This is a genomic window from Citrobacter sp. Cpo015 (assembly GCF_030333035.1).
GTDB lineage: Bacteria > Pseudomonadota > Gammaproteobacteria > Enterobacterales > Enterobacteriaceae > Citrobacter > Citrobacter portucalensis.
In genome coordinates this window covers 551923-568727 of record NZ_JAOWGS010000019.1, presented here as the reverse complement: position 1 = coordinate 568727, position 16805 = coordinate 551923, and the positions used below count along the sequence as shown (strand labels likewise).

General features: G+C 53.5%; 21 protein-coding genes. All 21 read left to right on the top strand.

Annotated features, from left to right (window positions below):
- Positions 1-15 precede the first annotated feature (15 nt).
- Positions 16-297: a propanediol utilization microcompartment protein PduA gene (pduA, locus tag OGY67_RS02745; RefSeq protein ID WP_003030255.1), complete on the top strand. Its 282-nt coding sequence runs from the start codon at positions 16-18 to the stop codon at positions 295-297.
- Positions 297-1109 (top strand): propanediol utilization microcompartment protein PduB, encoded by an 813-nt coding sequence (gene pduB / locus OGY67_RS02740; RefSeq protein ID WP_003834129.1) that lies wholly within the window; start codon positions 297-299, stop codon positions 1107-1109. The genes pduA and pduB overlap by 1 nt, the downstream gene beginning before the upstream one ends.
- An 18-nt stretch (positions 1110-1127) precedes the next feature.
- Entirely contained in the window at positions 1128-2792 is a 1665-nt protein-coding gene (pduC, locus tag OGY67_RS02735) for a propanediol dehydratase large subunit PduC (RefSeq protein ID WP_003030249.1), read from the top strand.
- A gap of 10 nt (positions 2793-2802) precedes the next feature.
- Positions 2803-3477 carry a propanediol dehydratase medium subunit PduD gene (gene pduD, locus OGY67_RS02730; protein ID WP_270561582.1) on the top strand — a complete coding sequence of 225 codons (675 nt, stop codon included), beginning with the start codon at positions 2803-2805 and terminating at the stop codon, positions 3475-3477.
- 14 nt (positions 3478-3491) lie between these two features.
- The gene (gene pduE, locus OGY67_RS02725) at positions 3492-4010 is read left to right on the top strand and encodes a propanediol dehydratase small subunit PduE (RefSeq protein WP_003030243.1); all 519 of its coding nucleotides are present in this window, start codon (positions 3492-3494) and stop codon (positions 4008-4010) included.
- 15 nt (positions 4011-4025) lie between these two features.
- Positions 4026-5858 (top strand): diol dehydratase reactivase subunit alpha, encoded by a 1833-nt coding sequence (locus tag OGY67_RS02720; RefSeq protein WP_048216001.1) that lies wholly within the window; start codon positions 4026-4028, stop codon positions 5856-5858.
- Positions 5848-6198 (top strand): glycerol dehydratase reactivase beta/small subunit family protein, encoded by a 351-nt coding sequence (locus tag OGY67_RS02715; protein ID WP_286573398.1) that lies wholly within the window; start codon positions 5848-5850, stop codon positions 6196-6198. The genes OGY67_RS02720 and OGY67_RS02715 overlap by 11 nt, the downstream gene beginning before the upstream one ends.
- Positions 6199-6217: 19 nt before the next feature.
- The gene (gene pduJ / locus OGY67_RS02710) at positions 6218-6493 is read left to right on the top strand and encodes a propanediol utilization microcompartment protein PduJ (protein WP_001057752.1); all 276 of its coding nucleotides are present in this window, start codon (positions 6218-6220) and stop codon (positions 6491-6493) included.
- A 24-nt stretch (positions 6494-6517) separates the two neighbouring features.
- Entirely contained in the window at positions 6518-6982 is a 465-nt protein-coding gene (locus tag OGY67_RS02705; protein WP_032943897.1) for a BMC domain-containing protein, read from the top strand.
- Entirely contained in the window at positions 6982-7614 is a 633-nt protein-coding gene (locus OGY67_RS02700) for a phosphate propanoyltransferase (RefSeq protein ID WP_128317434.1), read from the top strand. Before OGY67_RS02705 ends, OGY67_RS02700 begins: the two co-directional genes overlap by 1 nt.
- Positions 7611-8102 (top strand): microcompartment protein PduM, encoded by a 492-nt coding sequence (gene pduM, locus OGY67_RS02695; protein ID WP_100272187.1) that lies wholly within the window; start codon positions 7611-7613, stop codon positions 8100-8102. The genes OGY67_RS02700 and pduM overlap by 4 nt, the downstream gene beginning before the upstream one ends.
- A gap of 3 nt (positions 8103-8105) precedes the next feature.
- Complete coding sequence (locus OGY67_RS02690; protein WP_003030211.1) at positions 8106-8381, top strand: EutN/CcmL family microcompartment protein; 276 nt, start codon at positions 8106-8108, stop codon at positions 8379-8381.
- Positions 8382-8389: 8 nt separating this feature from the next.
- Positions 8390-9397, top strand: coding sequence for a two-domain cob(I)yrinic acid a,c-diamide adenosyltransferase PduO (pduO, locus tag OGY67_RS02685; protein WP_286573395.1), 1008 nt, complete (start codon positions 8390-8392; stop codon positions 9395-9397).
- Entirely contained in the window at positions 9394-10779 is a 1386-nt protein-coding gene (gene pduP / locus OGY67_RS02680; protein ID WP_048215996.1) for a CoA-acylating propionaldehyde dehydrogenase PduP, read from the top strand. Before pduO ends, pduP begins: the two co-directional genes overlap by 4 nt.
- A gap of 10 nt (positions 10780-10789) precedes the next feature.
- On the top strand, positions 10790-11902 hold the full coding sequence (locus OGY67_RS02675) for a 1-propanol dehydrogenase PduQ (protein ID WP_286573392.1): 1113 nt from the start codon (positions 10790-10792) through the stop codon (positions 11900-11902).
- Positions 11899-13254 carry a cobalamin reductase PduS gene (pduS, locus tag OGY67_RS02670; RefSeq protein ID WP_286573391.1) on the top strand — a complete coding sequence of 452 codons (1356 nt, stop codon included), beginning with the start codon at positions 11899-11901 and terminating at the stop codon, positions 13252-13254. The genes OGY67_RS02675 and pduS overlap by 4 nt, the downstream gene beginning before the upstream one ends.
- 2 nt (positions 13255-13256) lie before the next feature.
- Positions 13257-13811 (top strand): propanediol utilization microcompartment protein PduT, encoded by a 555-nt coding sequence (gene pduT / locus OGY67_RS02665; RefSeq protein ID WP_003030201.1) that lies wholly within the window; start codon positions 13257-13259, stop codon positions 13809-13811.
- A complete protein-coding gene (gene pduU, locus OGY67_RS02660; protein WP_008785151.1) occupies positions 13811-14161 on the top strand; it encodes a propanediol utilization microcompartment protein PduU in 351 nt (116 codons plus the stop codon). The genes pduT and pduU overlap by 1 nt, the downstream gene beginning before the upstream one ends.
- A gap of 4 nt (positions 14162-14165) precedes the next feature.
- The gene (gene pduV / locus OGY67_RS02655; RefSeq protein ID WP_008785152.1) at positions 14166-14618 is read left to right on the top strand and encodes a propanediol utilization protein PduV; all 453 of its coding nucleotides are present in this window, start codon (positions 14166-14168) and stop codon (positions 14616-14618) included.
- Positions 14603-15817 carry an acetate/propionate family kinase gene (locus tag OGY67_RS02650; RefSeq protein ID WP_008785153.1) on the top strand — a complete coding sequence of 405 codons (1215 nt, stop codon included), beginning with the start codon at positions 14603-14605 and terminating at the stop codon, positions 15815-15817. The genes pduV and OGY67_RS02650 overlap by 16 nt, the downstream gene beginning before the upstream one ends.
- Positions 15818-15909: 92 nt before the next feature.
- Positions 15910-16776, top strand: a complete 867-nt coding sequence (locus OGY67_RS02645) for a GHMP family kinase ATP-binding protein (RefSeq protein WP_003834174.1) — start codon at positions 15910-15912, stop codon at positions 16774-16776.
- Positions 16777-16805: the final 29 nt, after the last annotated feature.

The window sequence follows — 16805 nt, the reverse complement described above, 5'->3', positions numbered from 1 at the left end:
CCAGGCGAGGTCTTTATGCAACAAGAAGCGTTAGGAATGGTAGAAACCAAAGGCTTAACTGCAGCCATAGAGGCCGCAGATGCAATGGTGAAGTCAGCCAATGTAATGCTGGTCGGCTACGAAAAAATTGGTTCGGGGCTGGTAACAGTCATTGTCCGTGGCGATGTCGGCGCAGTCAAAGCAGCAACAGATGCAGGTGCCGCCGCAGCCCGTAATGTGGGAGAAGTGAAAGCCGTACACGTCATCCCACGCCCGCATACCGATGTAGAAAAAATCTTACCGAAGGGAATTAGCTAATGAGCAGCAATGAGCTGGTTGAACAGATCATGGCGCAGGTGATTGCTCGCGTGGCAACGCCGGAACAGCAGGCTATCCCTGAAAATAATCCTCCAACACGAGAAACGGCTATGGCAGAGAAAAGCTGCAGTTTAACGGAGTTTGTCGGTACCGCGATTGGCGACACCGTCGGTCTGGTAATCGCCAACGTAGACAGCGCCCTACTGGACGCGATGAAACTTGAAAAACGGTATCGCTCCATTGGCATCCTTGGCGCCCGTACTGGCGCAGGCCCGCACATCATGGCCGCCGATGAAGCGGTAAAAGCCACCAATACTGAAGTCGTCAGTATTGAGTTACCACGTGATACCAAAGGCGGCGCAGGTCATGGTTCGCTGATTATTCTTGGCGGCAACGATGTTTCCGACGTGAAACGCGGCATTGAAGTCGCACTGAAAGAACTGGATCGCACCTTTGGCGATGTTTATGCCAACGAAGCCGGTCACATCGAAATGCAGTACACCGCACGCGCCAGCTACGCGCTGGAAAAAGCCTTTGGCGCACCGATTGGCCGTGCCTGTGGCGTTATCGTCGGCGCGCCAGCATCCGTTGGTGTCCTGATGGCCGATACGGCCCTGAAATCCGCCAACGTGGAAGTTGTGGCCTACAGCTCCCCTGCCCATGGCACCAGCTTCAGTAACGAAGCCATTCTGGTTATTTCGGGTGACTCTGGCGCTGTTCGTCAGGCCGTTATCTCCGCCCGTGAAATCGGTAAAACCGTACTCGGGACCCTCGGCTCAGAGCCGAAAAACGATCGTCCGTCCTACATCTGATATCAGTGAGGCTGATTCATGAGATCGAAAAGATTTGAAGCACTGGCGAAGCGCCCTGTGAATCAGGATGGTTTCGTTAAGGAGTGGATCGAAGAAGGCTTCATTGCGATGGAAAGCCCGAACGACCCCAAACCGTCGATTAAAATCGTCAACGGTACAGTCACTGAACTGGACGGTAAATCCGCCAGTGAATTTGACTTAATCGACCATTTCATTGCCCGCTATGGCATTAACCTAGCGCGCGCAGAAGAGGTCATGGCGATGGACTCGGTCAAACTGGCCAATATGCTTTGCGACCCTAACGTGAAGCGCAAAGACATAGTGCCGCTGACCACCGCAATGACGCCGGCAAAAATTGTCGAAGTGGTGTCCCATATGAACGTCGTTGAGATGATGATGGCGATGCAGAAAATGCGTGCTCGTCGTACACCATCTCAACAAGCGCACGTCACTAACGTCAAAGATAACCCGGTGCAGATTGCCGCTGATGCCGCTGAAGGCGCATGGCGCGGGTTTGACGAACAGGAAACAACCGTTGCCGTTGCACGTTATGCGCCATTTAACGCCATTGCGCTGTTAGTCGGCTCACAGGTTGGACGCCCGGGCGTATTAACCCAGTGCTCGCTGGAAGAAGCTACCGAACTTAAACTCGGCATGCTAGGCCACACCTGCTACGCGGAAACCATCTCCGTCTATGGTACTGAACCCGTCTTTACCGACGGCGATGACACGCCATGGTCGAAAGGCTTCCTCGCCTCGTCCTATGCTTCCCGTGGTCTGAAAATGCGCTTTACCTCCGGCTCTGGCTCAGAAGTTCAGATGGGTTACGCCGAAGGCAAATCGATGCTTTATCTGGAAGCCCGCTGCATTTACATCACCAAAGCTGCGGGCGTACAGGGCCTGCAAAACGGTTCAGTAAGCTGCATCGGTGTCCCTTCCGCCGTGCCGTCAGGCATTCGTGCAGTGTTGGCTGAAAACCTGATTTGTTCCTCTCTGGATCTGGAATGCGCCTCCAGCAACGACCAAACCTTTACCCACTCGGATATGCGTCGTACTGCGCGTCTACTTATGCAGTTCCTGCCGGGTACTGACTTCATTTCTTCTGGTTATTCCGCGGTGCCGAACTACGACAACATGTTTGCGGGTTCGAACGAGGATGCTGAAGATTTTGACGACTACAACGTTCTTCAGCGCGACCTGAAAGTAGACGGTGGTCTGCGCCCGGTTCGGGAAGAAGACGTTATCGCCATTCGTAACAAAGCGGCACGTGCGCTGCAGGCCGTCTTTGCCGGGATGGGATTACCACCAATCACTGATGAAGAAGTGGAAGCTGCGACCTACGCCCACGGTTCGAAAGATATGCCGGAACGTAACATCGTTGAAGACATCAAGTTTGCACAAGAGATCATCAATAAAAACCGTAACGGTCTGGAAGTGGTGAAAGCCCTTGCTCAGGGCGGATTTACCGATGTCGCTCAGGACATGCTCAATATCCAGAAAGCCAAGTTAACCGGGGATTACCTGCATACCTCCGCCATTATCGTTGGCGACGGACAGGTGCTATCCGCTGTCAATGATGTTAACGACTATGCCGGTCCGGCAACAGGTTATCGCCTGCAAGGCGAACGCTGGGAAGAGATCAAAAACATCCCTGGCGCACTTGATCCCAACGAGCTTGGCTAAGGGGTGAAAAATGGAAATTAATGAAAAACTGCTGCGCCAGATAATTGAAGATGTGTTGTCTGAAATGCAGACCAGCGACAACCCCGTCTCTTTCCGCGCATCTACAGCGGCAAGCGCACCTCAGGCTGCGGCGACACAGGGAGACAGCTTTCTAACCGAGATTGGTGAAGCCAAACAAGGCCAGCAACAGGACGAAGTGATTATTGCCGTAGGGCCGGCGTTCGGGCTCTCGCAAACCGTCAATATCGTAGGGATCCCGCATAAGAATATCTTGCGCGAAGTGATTGCCGGTATTGAAGAAGAAGGCATTAAAGCGCGCGTTATCCGCTGCTTTAAATCCTCCGATGTGGCGTTTGTCGCCGTTGAGGGGAACCGTCTGAGCGGTTCCGGGATCTCTATCGGCATCCAGTCAAAAGGTACCACGGTTATCCACCAGCAGGGGTTACCGCCGCTTTCAAACCTGGAGCTGTTCCCTCAGGCACCGCTTCTGACGCTGGAAACCTATCGTCAGATCGGTAAAAACGCCGCGCGTTATGCCAAGCGTGAATCTCCGCAACCGGTCCCTACTTTGAATGACCAGATGGCCCGTCCTAAGTACCAGGCCAAATCAGCCATTCTGCACATTAAAGAGACCAAATACGTTGTGACAGGCAAAAACCCGCAGGAACTGCGCGTGGCGCTTTGATAAAGGATACCTCCATGAATACCGACGCAATTGAATCGATGGTTCGGGATGTGTTGAGCCGGATGAACAGCCTGCAAGGCGAGTCTGCGACTCCGCCCGCGGCGAGTTCATCAGCACATACCGCGAAAGTCACGGATTACCCTCTCGCGAATAAACATCCTGAGTGGGTAAAAACTGCGACCAACAAAACGCTGGACGACTTCACGCTTGAAAATGTTCTGAGCAACAAAGTGACCGCGCAGGACATGCGCATCACCCCTGAAACACTGCGCCTGCAGGCGGAAATCGCCAAAGATGCCGGACGTGACAGGCTGGCGATGAACTTCGAGCGCGCAGCCGAGCTAACCGCTGTTCCTGACGATCGCATTCTTGAGATCTACAACGCGCTGCGCCCGTACCGCTCAACAAAAGATGAGCTGATGGCTATCGCCGACGATCTCGAAAATCGTTATCAGGCAAAAATCTGTGCAGCTTTCGTTCGTGAAGCGGCAGCGCTGTACGTTGAGCGTAAAAAACTCAAAGGCGACGACTGACTCAGGGAAAGGATCATGCGATATATAGCTGGCATTGACATAGGCAACTCATCAACGGAAGTCGCTCTGGCTACTCTCGATGAGTCTGGCGTACTGAGCATCACCGGCAGCGCGCTGGCAGAAACCACCGGAATTAAGGGCACATTACGTAATGTGTTTGGCATTCAGGAGGCCCTTACGCTGGCGGCAAAAAACGCCGGTATCAATGTCAGCGATATTTCGCTCATCCGTATTAACGAAGCCACCCCGGTCATTGGCGACGTGGCGATGGAAACAATAACCGAAACCATCATCACTGAATCCACCATGATCGGCCATAACCCTAAAACACCGGGCGGCGTCGGGTTAGGCGTGGGCGTCACTATTACGCCGGAAGACCTTCTCAGTCGCCCGGCGGATACGCCCTATATTCTGGTGGTGTCATCGGCATTTGATTTCGCCGATGTCGCTACGATGATTAATGCCTCCGTCCGTGCTGGATACCAGTTGACTGGCGTTATTTTGCAGCAGGACGACGGAGTGTTGGTCAGTAATCGTCTGACTCATCCCCTGCCCATCGTCGATGAAGTCCTTCATATCGACCGTATCCCGTTGGGGATGCTGGCTGCCATTGAGGTCGCTGTACCAGGAAAGGTCATTGAAACCCTTTCCAACCCCTACGGCATTGCAACTGTCTTTGGCCTCAATGCCGATGAGACTAAAAACATTGTTCCGATGGCACGGGCGCTGATCGGCAACCGTTCAGCCGTGGTGGTGAAAACGCCGTCAGGTGATGTGAAAGCGCGAGCGATTCCTGCCGGAAATCTGGAGCTACAGTCTCAGGGTCGTACCGTACGGGTCGACGTTGCCGCGGGCGCCGAAGCGATTATGAAAGCGGTTGGTGAATGCCCAAAACTGGATAACGTGACCGGAGAAGCTGGCACCAATATTGGCGGCATGCTGGAGCATGTGCGCCAGACGATGGCTGAATTAACCAACAAACCCAGTCATGAAATTTTTATTCAGGACCTGCTGGCGGTCGATACCTCGGTTCCCGTCAGTGTGACGGGTGGACTTGCCGGTGAGTTCTCGCTGGAGCAGGCTGTCGGCATAGCCTCCATGGTGAAATCAGACCGCCTGCAAATGGCGATGATTGCCCAGGAGATCAAGCAAAAGTTCAACATTGACGTCCAGGTTGGCGGGGCCGAAGCCGAAGCTGCCATTCTGGGAGCCTTAACAACTCCGGGCACAACACGACCACTGGCTATTCTGGATCTCGGCGCGGGTTCAACCGACGCTTCTATCATCAATCCTAAGGGCGAAATTATTGCCACGCACCTGGCAGGCGCAGGCGATATGGTCACGATGATCATTGCCCGTGAACTGGGTCTGGATGACCGTTATCTCGCTGAAGAGATTAAAAAGTATCCGTTGGCGAAAGTTGAGAGCTTGTTCCACCTTCGCCACGAAGACGGCAGCGTTCAGTTCTTCCCTACGCCTCTCCCACCAACGGTTTTTGCGCGCGTGTGCGTAGTGAAACCCGATGAACTGGTGCCACTGCCTGGTGAACTGGCGCTGGAGAAAGTACGGGCCATTCGTCGCAGCGCCAAGGAGCGCGTTTTCGTTACTAACGCACTCAGAGCGCTACGTCAGGTCAGTCCGACCGGGAACATTCGGGATATTCCCTTTGTGGTACTGGTTGGCGGCTCATCTCTGGATTTTGAAGTTCCACAGCTGGTCACCGATGCTCTGGCGCATTATCGACTGGTTGCCGGGCGCGGCAACATTCGTGGTACCGAAGGTCCGCGCAATGCGGTTGCGACAGGACTGATCCTCTCCTGGCATAAGGCATTCGCTCATGGAAAGTAATCTCACCACACCAGCCATCGTTATCTTCACCAGTGCTGACTGTGCTGACGTCTGGAATGACGTACTGCTGGGTATTGAAGAAGAAGGGATTCCCTTTGTGATTCAGGAGAGTAGCTCAACTGACGTTATCCACAACGCATGGTTGGCCGCCAGCCAGTCTCCATTGCTGGTCGGTATTGGCTGTAACAGCGAAAAACTGGTCGTGCACTACAAAAACTTACCCACGTCAGCACCACTTTTTACGCTGACGTATCAACAAAATAGCCACGATCGCCGCAGCATTGGTAACAACGCTGCGCGGCTGGTTAAAGGCATTCCGTTCCGGGAATGCCACTCATAACCCACAGGAGAAAAGCAGTATGAATAACGCACTGGGACTGGTTGAAACAAAAGGGCTTGTCGGCGCTATTGAAGCCGCTGATGCCATGGTGAAATCCGCAAACGTGCAGTTGGTTGGTTACGAAAAAATCGGCTCTGGCCTTATCACCGTTATGGTTCGCGGTGATGTCGGCGCAGTGAAAGCAGCCGTAGATGCTGGAAGCGCAGCCGCAAGCGCCGTTGGTGAGGTGAAATCCTGCCACGTTATCCCGCGTCCGCACAGCGACGTTGAAGCCATTTTACCTAAATCCGCATAAGTCGTTGCAACCAAGGAGCACAGCGTGAAGCAATCACTGGGATTACTTGAAGTTAGTGGTCTGGCATTAGCCATCAGTTGCGCGGACGTCATGGCGAAAGCCGCCTCCATCACGCTGGTGGGCCTCGAAAAAACCAACGGCTCAGGCTGGACGGTGATCAAGATAATCGGGGATGTGGCCTCCGTCCAGGCGGCCATTTCCACCGGTGTCAGTTTCGCTGACCAGCGAGATGGACTGGTGGCTCACAAAGTCATTTCCAGACCCGGGGATGGGATCCTGTCGCATAGCGTTGTCCTGGAGCCTGAGCCAACGCCCGAACCCATACCAGCCGTACCGCATGAAGAAATATTTGTAGACCATGATGTACCCGAAGCACCGCAAGATGCAGAGTTGATTAGCTGCAATTTGTGTCTTGATCCTGCCTGCCCTCGCCAAAAAGGCGAGCCGCGCACGCTTTGTCTTCACTCTGGCAAACGAGGTGAAGCGTAATGGATAAACAGCAACTGGAGACCACTATCGCTAAGGTTCTGGATGAAATGCGCGAGCGCCCGATTCCGCTGGGGATCTCTAATCGTCATATTCATCTGTGCGCTGAAGATTACGGTCGCTTGTTTCCCAATAACCCCATTAGTGAGAAAAAAGGGCTGCTGCAGCCAGGACAATATGCAGCAGAGCAGACTGTCACGCTGGTGGGGCCAAAAGGTCAGTTAAAAAATGTGCGTTTACTCGGCCCGCTGCGCAGTACCAGCCAGGTCGAAATTTCTCGTACCGACGCCCGCACGTTGGGAATTGCTGCTCCGCTGCGGATGTCGGGCAATATTCAGGGCACACCCGGTGTTCGTCTCGTCAGCCCATTTGCTGAACTGGACTTAGCATCCGGGGTGATCGTCGCCCAACGGCATATCCATATGTCTCCGCTCGATGCTCTGATTCTGCGGGTTTCCCATGGTGATAAAGTCTCGGTCGCCATTAATGGCGATGAACGTCGACTGATTTTCGATAACGTCGCCGTACGCGTTTCGCCGGACATGCGCCTCGAAATGCATATCGATACAGATGAAGCCAATGCTGCAGGCGCTGATAATCCCCAGGCATTCGCCACACTGGTGACCTCACGATGAACAACGAACTGCTGCAACGCATTATCGAGGAGGTTGTTTCCCGATTAAAAAAACGCGCGGAAAGCACGCTCACTCTTAGCGTTGCGCAGTTACGGGAAATCGATTCACGGACAGTATGCTGCCAGTACTCGTCGCTCCTTCTCCAGCAAGTGGATCTGCCATTACTGGAACAAATTGCCGAAGGCTGCCCAGCCAACATGTCGGTGGGAAAGATTCACGACGCGCTGGCATGCGGAGTCCGCGTAAAAATTTCACTACAACACCGATTGTTACCCGCAATCCCCGTGAAAAAACTCGCACGTCTGCCGCTGGAGTTCAATGATGAACGGGGACGAATCATCTTTTTGCATCCTGAGAAGCTTCTCAGCTATGCCGACGTCGCCCAATTAAGGGATGGCGTACTGGTGTTGCGCCGTCGGTGTGTCGTGACGGCTCTGGCTCAGGAAGCAGTCAGTCTGCGAAATGTCCAACTAATTAAGCAGGAGTGAGCTATGCATCTGGCCCGGGTTACAGGCGTTGTGGTTTCCACGCAAAAATCCCCATCACTGGTGGGAAAAAAACTGTTGCTGGTACGTCGGGTAAGTGCTGACGGAGAGCTTCCTGCATCCCCGGTGAGTGGAGATGAAGTCGCTGTTGATTCTGTCGGCGCAGGGACCGGCGAACTGGTATTACTCAGCAGCGGATCCAGCGCCAGACACGTTTTTTCTGGCCCTAACGAGGCCATCGATCTGGCTATCGTCGGCATTGTCGACACGCTTTCTCGTTAGGAGGAATTATGGCGATTTATACCCGCACTGGTGATGCCGGAACAACAGCCCTCTTTACCGGACAGCGCGTGAGCAAAACGCATCCACGCGTGGAAGCCTACGGTACGCTGGACGAACTGAATGCGGCGCTAAGTCTGTGCGTTTGTGCAGCGAAAACCCCGCAGCACCGGCAGTTACTTGAAAATATCCAGCTGCAGCTTTTTTGGTTCAGCGCCGAACTGGCAAGCGAAAGCGAAGAACCAACGCCAGAGCAGCGCTACATCAGCTCAGAAGAAATTGCGGCACTGGAAGCTGCCATCGATACCGCAATGGGAAGAGTACCGCCCCTGCGCAGCTTTATTCTACCTGGCCGCAGCGAAGCCGCCAGCCGACTGCACTTTGCCCGTACGCTGGCACGCCGTGCAGAGAGACGACTGGTCGAGCTCTCCACCGAGATCTCCGTCAGACACGTGCTGATGCGTTATATCAATCGCCTGTCCGACTGCTTATATGCAATTGCACGAGCAGAAGATCATGACGCCCATCAAAACGACATCATTCAGAAAGTGGCTGAGCGCTATCTCGCTGCCGTTCAAGCACCAGCCATAAAGGAGCCGACTATGTATCTGTCTTTTCAGGAGCTCCACCAACTCACTCGCGCTGCGGTGACGAGAGCAGAAGAACTTCAGGTTCCGGTCGTCATTAGCATTGTTGATGCCAACGGAACCCAAACGGTGGTCTGGCGCATGCCTGACGCATTACTCGTGAGTAGCGAACTGGCACCCAAAAAAGCCTGGACTGCCGTGGCGATGAAAACCGCCACGCATGAGTTGACATCAGCAGTGCAACCCGGCGCCGCTCTTTACGGTCTGGAAAGCCATATGCAGGGAAAAGTCGTCACCTTCGGTGGCGGGTACGCATTATGGCGTGAGGGTTTACTCCTCGGGGGTCTTGGCATCAGCGGAGGAAGCGTTGAACAGGATATGGACATTGCAGAAACGGCCATTGCGGCGATTAACGTGAGAACACATCAATGAATACTTCAGAACTTGAAACCCTTATTCGTAACATTTTGAGTGAGCAACTCGCCCCGGCAAAAGCAGAAGTTCAGGGTAACGGTATTTTTCCGTCCGTTGGCGAAGCTATCGATGCAGCGCATCAGGCTTTTCTGCGTTACCAGCAATGTCCATTGAAAACCCGCAGCGCCATCATAAACGCCCTACGCGAAGAACTGACGCCTCATCTTGCTTCACTGGCCGCTGAGAGCGCTGCCGAAACGGGTATGGGCAACAAAGAGGATAAGTTCCTTAAAAATAAAGCCGCGCTGGACAACACTCCGGGTATCGAAGATCTCACCACCACGGCGTTAACCGGCGACGGCGGCATGGTGTTATTCGAGTATTCACCGTTTGGCGTGATTGGTTCTGTCGCCCCCAGTACAAACCCGACAGAGACCATTATTAACAACAGCATCAGCATGCTGGCGGCAGGGAATAGCGTTTACTTCAGTCCGCATCCGGGTGCTAAAAAGGTTTCACTCAAGCTGATTGCCATGATCGAAGATATTGCTTTCCGTTGCTGCGGAATTCGTAATCTTGTCGTCACGGTCACAGAACCCACTTTTGAGGCTACCCAGCAGATGATGGCGCACCCTAAAATCGCAGTTCTGGCGATTACCGGTGGCCCTGGCATTGTTGCTATGGGCATGAAAAGCGGGAAAAAAGTCATCGGCGCAGGCGCAGGAAATCCACCCTGCATTGTTGATGAAACGGCCGACCTGGTTAAGGCGGCGGAAGATATCATCAATGGCGCATCCTTTGATTACAACCTCCCCTGCATTGCTGAGAAGAGCCTGATTGTTGTTGATGCCGTTGCCGAACGACTGGTTCAACAGATGCAGTCTTTTGGTGCGATGCTTCTCAATAGCGAAGAGGTAGACAAACTGCGCGCTGTCTGTCTACCAGAAGGCATAGCCAATAAAAAACTGGTGGGTAAAAGCCCGGCAACCTTACTGGAAGCAGCAGGAATACCGGTTCCGGCAAAAGCGCCTCGATTACTGACAGGCATCGTCAAGGCTGACGACCCGTGGGTTACCAGCGAGCAATTGATGCCAATGCTCCCCGTCGTAACGGTGAGCGATTTTGACAGTGCATTAACGTTGGCCCTGAAAGTTGAAGAGGGATTGCATCACACCGCCATTATGCATTCGCAAAATGTGTCACGTTTGAACCTTGCCGCGCGCACGCTTCAGACCTCAATCTTTGTGAAAAATGGCCCCTCTTACGCCGGGATCGGCGTTGGTGGTGAAGGTTTTACAACCTTCACTATTGCGACGCCAACCGGTGAAGGAACAACATCTGCGCGCACTTTCGCACGCTCTCGTCGTTGCGTGCTGACAAACGGTTTTTCTATTCGCTAATGGGGCCGTTATGAATAGCTTTTCACTGCAAACTCGATTGTACAGCGGCCAGGGAAGTCTGGATGTGCTCAAGCGTTTCACGAATAAGCATATCTGGATTATCTGCGATGGTTTTCTCGCACGTTCTCCCCTGATTGAAAAGCTGCGCAACGCTCTGCCAGCGGATAACCGCATCAGCATTTTCAGCGATATCACCCCCGATCCCACCATCGGTACGGTAGTACAAGGGATTGCACAAATGCAGTCCCTGCGACCGGACGTCGTGATGGGTTTTGGTGGCGGCTCAGCACTGGACGCCGCAAAAGCCATCGTCTGGTTCAGCCGACATTTCGGTATTGAAATTGAAACCTGTGTTGCAATTCCCACCACCAGCGGCACAGGCTCCGAGGTAACCAGTGCCTGCGTGATTAGCGATCCGGATAAAGGCATTAAATATCCATTGTTTAATAATGCGCTTTACCCGGACATGGCCATCCTTGATCCAACGTTGGTTGTCAGCGTACCACCTGCCATCACCGCGAATACCGGCATGGACGTGTTAACGCATGCGCTGGAGGCTTACGTGTCCACGAAGGCCAGCGACTTCACAGACGCACTGGCTGAAAAAGCGGCTCAAATCGTCTTCCAGTACCTGCCTGTCGCCGTCAGCAAAGGCGACTGTCTGGCAACCAGGGGGAAAATGCACAATGCATCAACGCTCGCGGGAATGGCATTTAGTCAGGCTGGACTGGGGATCAATCATGCGATTGCCCATCAGTTGGGTGGTCAGTTTCATCTGCCGCATGGACTTGCCAATGCGCTGCTGCTGACCCATGTCATTCATTTTAATGCCCGCGATCCGCGAGCTGCGAAGCGCTATGCCCGTTTTGCTAAAGCCTGCCACCTATGCCCGGATAACGCGAACGATACAGCAGCATTGAATGCGCTCATTCATCATATTGAGCTACTGAAAAAACAGTGTGCGTTGCCTTCTTTTGTTGACGCGCTTAAAGACGGAAAGCAAGCCTGGTCACAACGTATCCCGTCGATGGTTCAGGCCGCGCTGGCTGACGTCACGCTGCAAACCAATCCTCGTGTTGCCGATGCCAGTGCCATGCAGGAACTGCTTGAGGAATTATTATGAAGACAGCCATGACGGCAGAGTCCACGCTTTATGATGCACAGACCATTCGCGAACGCGTTCGCGCAGCGGGTGTTGTCGGCGCCGGAGGCGCAGGCTTTCCTGCTCACGTAAAATTACAGGCCCAGGTCGATACCTTTCTGGTCAATGCGGCTGAATGTGAGCCAATGCTGAAAGTTGACCAGCAGTTGATGGCCGTCCAGGCTGAGCGACTTATCCGCGGCGTTCAATATGCCATGACGGCGACCGGAGCCAGTGCCGGAATTATTGCGCTCAAAGAGAAATACCAAAAGGCTATCAATGCATTAACGCCCCTGCTGCCTGCCGGGATCCGCTTACATATTTTGCCTGATGTCTACCCGGCTGGTGACGAGGTTCTGACCATCTGGATGGCAACAGGTCGGAGAGTTCCGCCTGCCGCGCTGCCGGTTAGCGTCGGTGTGGTGGTCAATAACGTCCAGACCGTGCTCAACATCGCCAGAGCAGTTGAGCAGCAGTACCCCGTTACGCGTCGCACCCTGACCGTTAATGGTGCAGTCGCCAGTCCCATCACACTCACTGTCCCTATCGGAATGCCTTTACGTGACGTTCTGGCGCTGGCTGGTGGCGCAACCGTTGACGATCCCGGCTTTATTAACGGTGGTCCGATGATGGGCGGCCTGATTACTTCACTGGATACCCCCGTAAGCAAGACCACCGGGGGCCTGCTGGTTTTGCCTAAGTCTCATGCGTTAATTCAGCGACGGATACAGGATGAACGCACCGTGCTTTCTGTAGCAAAAACCGTTTGCGAGCAGTGCCGTTTGTGTACGGATTTGTGCCCAAGGCATTTGATCGGCCATGAATTATCCCCGCACCTGTTGGTTCGTGCGGTTAATTATCAGCAGGCGGCCACACCGCAGCTGCTGCTCACGGCCCTGACCTGTTCAGAATGCAACGTGTGTGAAAGCGTAGCCTGCCCGGTTGGGATTTCACCGATGCGCATCAACCGTATGCTGAAACGCGAGCTGCGGGCGCTCAACCATCGTTATGAAGGGCCGCTAAATCCTGAGGATGAAATGGCGAAATACCGGTTGATCCCGGTTAAGCGCCTTATTACCAAACTGGGTCTTAGCGACTGGTATCACGATGCGCCACTGGCTGAGACTGATTATTCCACAGATAAAACGACGCTGTTGTTACGCCAGCATATTGGTGCCAGCGCCATCCCATGTGTAGAACAAGGCGAACGCGTTGTTCGCGGTCAATGCGTTGCCGATGTGCCGTCCGGTGCATTAGGCGCGCCTGTTCACGCCAGCATTGACGGTATTGTCAGCGAAATCACTGAGCAATCTATCACGGTAATTAGAGGTTAATCATGTCTCAGGCTATAGGGATTTTAGAACTCACCAGCATTGCCAAAGGGATGGAAGCTGGTGATGCCATGTTAAAAAGCGCGAATGTGAATTTACTGGTCAGCAAGACCATCTGCCCGGGAAAATTTCTACTCATGCTCGGTGGTGACGTAGGTGCCGTACAACAGGCGATTGCCACTGGAACATCTCTTGCTGGCGATATGCTCGTTGACAGTCTGGTACTCCCCAACATTCATGCCAGCGTACTCCCCGCAATCAGCGGCCTAAACAGCGTGGATAAGCGTCAGGCTGTTGGTATTGTCGAAACATGGAGCGTTGCTGCCTGCATCTGCGCCGCCGACCGGGCGGTTAAAGCCTCCAACGTCACGCTGGTACGCGTCCATATGGCATTTGGTATTGGCGGCAAGTGCTACATGGTCGTTGCTGGCGATGTATCCGATGTGAATAACGCAGTGACGGTTGCCAGTGAAAGCGCGGGTGAAAAAGGCCTGCTGGTTTACCGCTCGGTCATACCCCGCCCGCATGAAAGCATGTGGCGACAAATGGTGGAGGGATAATGGAAAGACAACCCACCACGGATCGAATGATTCAGGAATATGTACCTGGCAAACAGGTCACGCTGGCGCATCTTATTGCTAATCCAGGTAAAGATTTGTTCAAGAAGCTGGGATTACCAGATGCGGTTTCCGCAATCGGTATTCTGACCATTACCCCCAGCGAAGCCTCAATCATCGCCTGTGATATCGCCACGAAATCAGGGGCGGTAGAGATTGGTTTTCTCGACCGGTTTACCGGTGCGGTGGTACTGACGGGTGATGTTTCCGCCGTTGAGTACGCGCTGAAACAGGTAACCCGAACGCTGGGCGAAATGATGCGTTTTACCGCGTGTCCCATCACCCGGACGTAATCTCATGAAACGTATCATGCTAATTGGCCCCAGCCAGTGCGGTAAAACATCGCTCACGCAGTGCATGCGGGGAGAAGCGCTTCACTATCAGAAGACCCAGGCCATAGTCTGGTCTCCTACGACAATAGACACACCGGGTGAATATCTTGAGAACCGCTGCCTGTACAGTGCGCTGCTGGCCAGCGCCTGTGAAGCAGACATTATTGCGCTGGTACTCAATGCTGACGCGCCGTGGTCACCATTTTCTCCCGGTTTTACCGGACCAATGAACCGACCCGTTATTGGCCTCGTTACCAAAGCCGATTTAGCCAATCCGCAGCGTATTTCTCTTGTGGAGAGTTGGTTAGTTCAGGCTGGTGCGCAAAAAGTATTTGTCACCAGCGCGCTGGAGAATACTGGGGTCGATGAGATGTTCATTTTTCTGAATGCAAAGGAACCTTCATGTCTCACAAAATAATGGCCATTAATGCAGGTAGTTCCTCGCTTAAATTTCAACTACTGGCGATGCCGCAGGGTGAAATGATCTGTCAGGGGTTGATTGAACGTATCGGTTTGTCTGATGCGCAGGTCACCCTAAAAACGCCAGCGCAGAAATGGCAGGAGACTTTGCCCGTAGCCGATCATCGTGAAGCCGTAACGTTGCTCCTGGAAAAACTGCTCAACCACCACATTATCAACAGTCTGGAAGAGATCGACGGCGTGGGTCATCGCGTCGCGCACGGCGGAGAATCTTTTAAAGACTCCGCGCTGGTAACTGATGAAACGCTGGCAGAAATCGAGCGACTCGCGGAACTGGCCCCTCTGCATAACCCGGTAAATGCGTTGGGGATCGCGGTATTCCGCCAGCTATTGCCCAAAACACCAGCCGTTGCGGTGTTCGACACCGCCTTTCATCAAACGCTTGATGAGCCTTCTTTCATCTATCCCCTGCCCTGGCGTTACTATGCAGAGTTGGGTATTCGTCGCTATGGTTTTCATGGTACCAGCCACAAATACGTTAGCTCACAGCTTGCTGAAAAACTGGGTGTACCACTCAGCGCCCTGCGCGTTGTTTGTTGTCATCTGGGCAACGGCAGCAGCATCTGCGCCATCAAAGGCGGACAATCGGTGAATACGTCAATGGGCTTTACGCCGCAGTCTGGCGTGATGATGGGCACGCGAAGTGGCGATATCGATCCGTCCATTTTACCGTGGATTGCCCTGCGAGAAGGCAAAACACCGCAGCAGCTCAACCAATTGCTCAACAATGAGTCCGGATTGCTCGGTGTTTCTGGCATCTCACCTGACTACCGCGACGTTGAACATGCCGCAGATACGGGCAATCACCAGGCGGCGCTGGCGTTGACGCTTTTTGCTGAGCGCATTCGTGCCACCATTGGTAGCTATATTATGCAGATGGGCGGTCTGGATGCCCTGGTGTTTACCGGTGGTATTGGCGAAAACTCCGCACGGGCGCGCGCTGCGATTTGTCGTAATCTGAATTTCCTGGGGCTGGCCGTTGATGAGGAAAAAAATCAGCGTAATGCCACCTTCATTCAGACGGAAAATGCGATGGTCAAAGTGGCGGTGATTAATACCAATGAAGAGCTGATGATTGCGCAAGACGTTATGCGTTTAGCGATATCTGAAACTGTGACATTGGGCATTCCTGCATAATACTGCCGCACCGCAAATTGCGGCAAATCATGGTAATAGCGCGATCGCCATGACACTATGCGCCGAAGATTTCTGATCACATAGGTGAAGACGTGGCTGTTGCGCAATGTCCCGCATCGTGCGGAGAACTTATCCAGGGCTGGATTCTGGGCAGTGAGAAATTGGTCTCCTGCCCGGTTGAATGGTATAGCACCGTTGAGGTCACTTCAGGTTCACCGCTGACAGATGAACGTCCACTTTCGCGGGCGATGGTTGAGAGGTTATTGCTGCACTGGCAATACCCGGCACAAATGAGTCAGGATATTCGAATTGATGTCCAGTCAACCATTCCTGTCGCTAAAGGGATGGCCAGCAGCACAGCGGATATCGCCGCCACGGCAATCGCCACGGCGCAGTATCTGGGTCATCAGCTAGACGAATCCACTCTGGCGCAGCTTTGCGTTTCGCTGGAACCTACCGACAGCACCGTTTTCCGCCAGCTTACGCTGTTCGATCACAACGACGCCTCCACGCAAATTGCCTGTGAAGCCCAGCCTCAACTCGATCTGCTGGTTCTCGAAAGCCCGGAAACCTTGCTTACCGCTGATTATCACCGTACTCCACGCCAGTCAGGGTTACTTGCAGGCGCTCCAGCGCTGAAACGCGCATGGGAAAAGGTACAGGAAGCCTGTATCAGTCAAAATCCTTATCGGATGGGTGAAGCCGCCACGCTGAGCGCGATCGCCAGCCAGTTGCTGTTACCTAAACCAAATTTTGATTCACTTTTAGCGCTGGTAGAAGAATGTGATTTATACGGTGTCAACGTTGCGCACAGTGGCAGCGTAGTCGGTCTGATGCTCGACAGAAAGCGTCATGATGTGGACTACATTAAATGGATGCTGACGCAGAAAAAATTAACGGAACACTGGCCGGAACAGCATTTGTTGCGGATGGTAACTGGCGGGGTCGAACTGCAATAAGGGCCGCCGCTATGCAGCGACCCGGACAA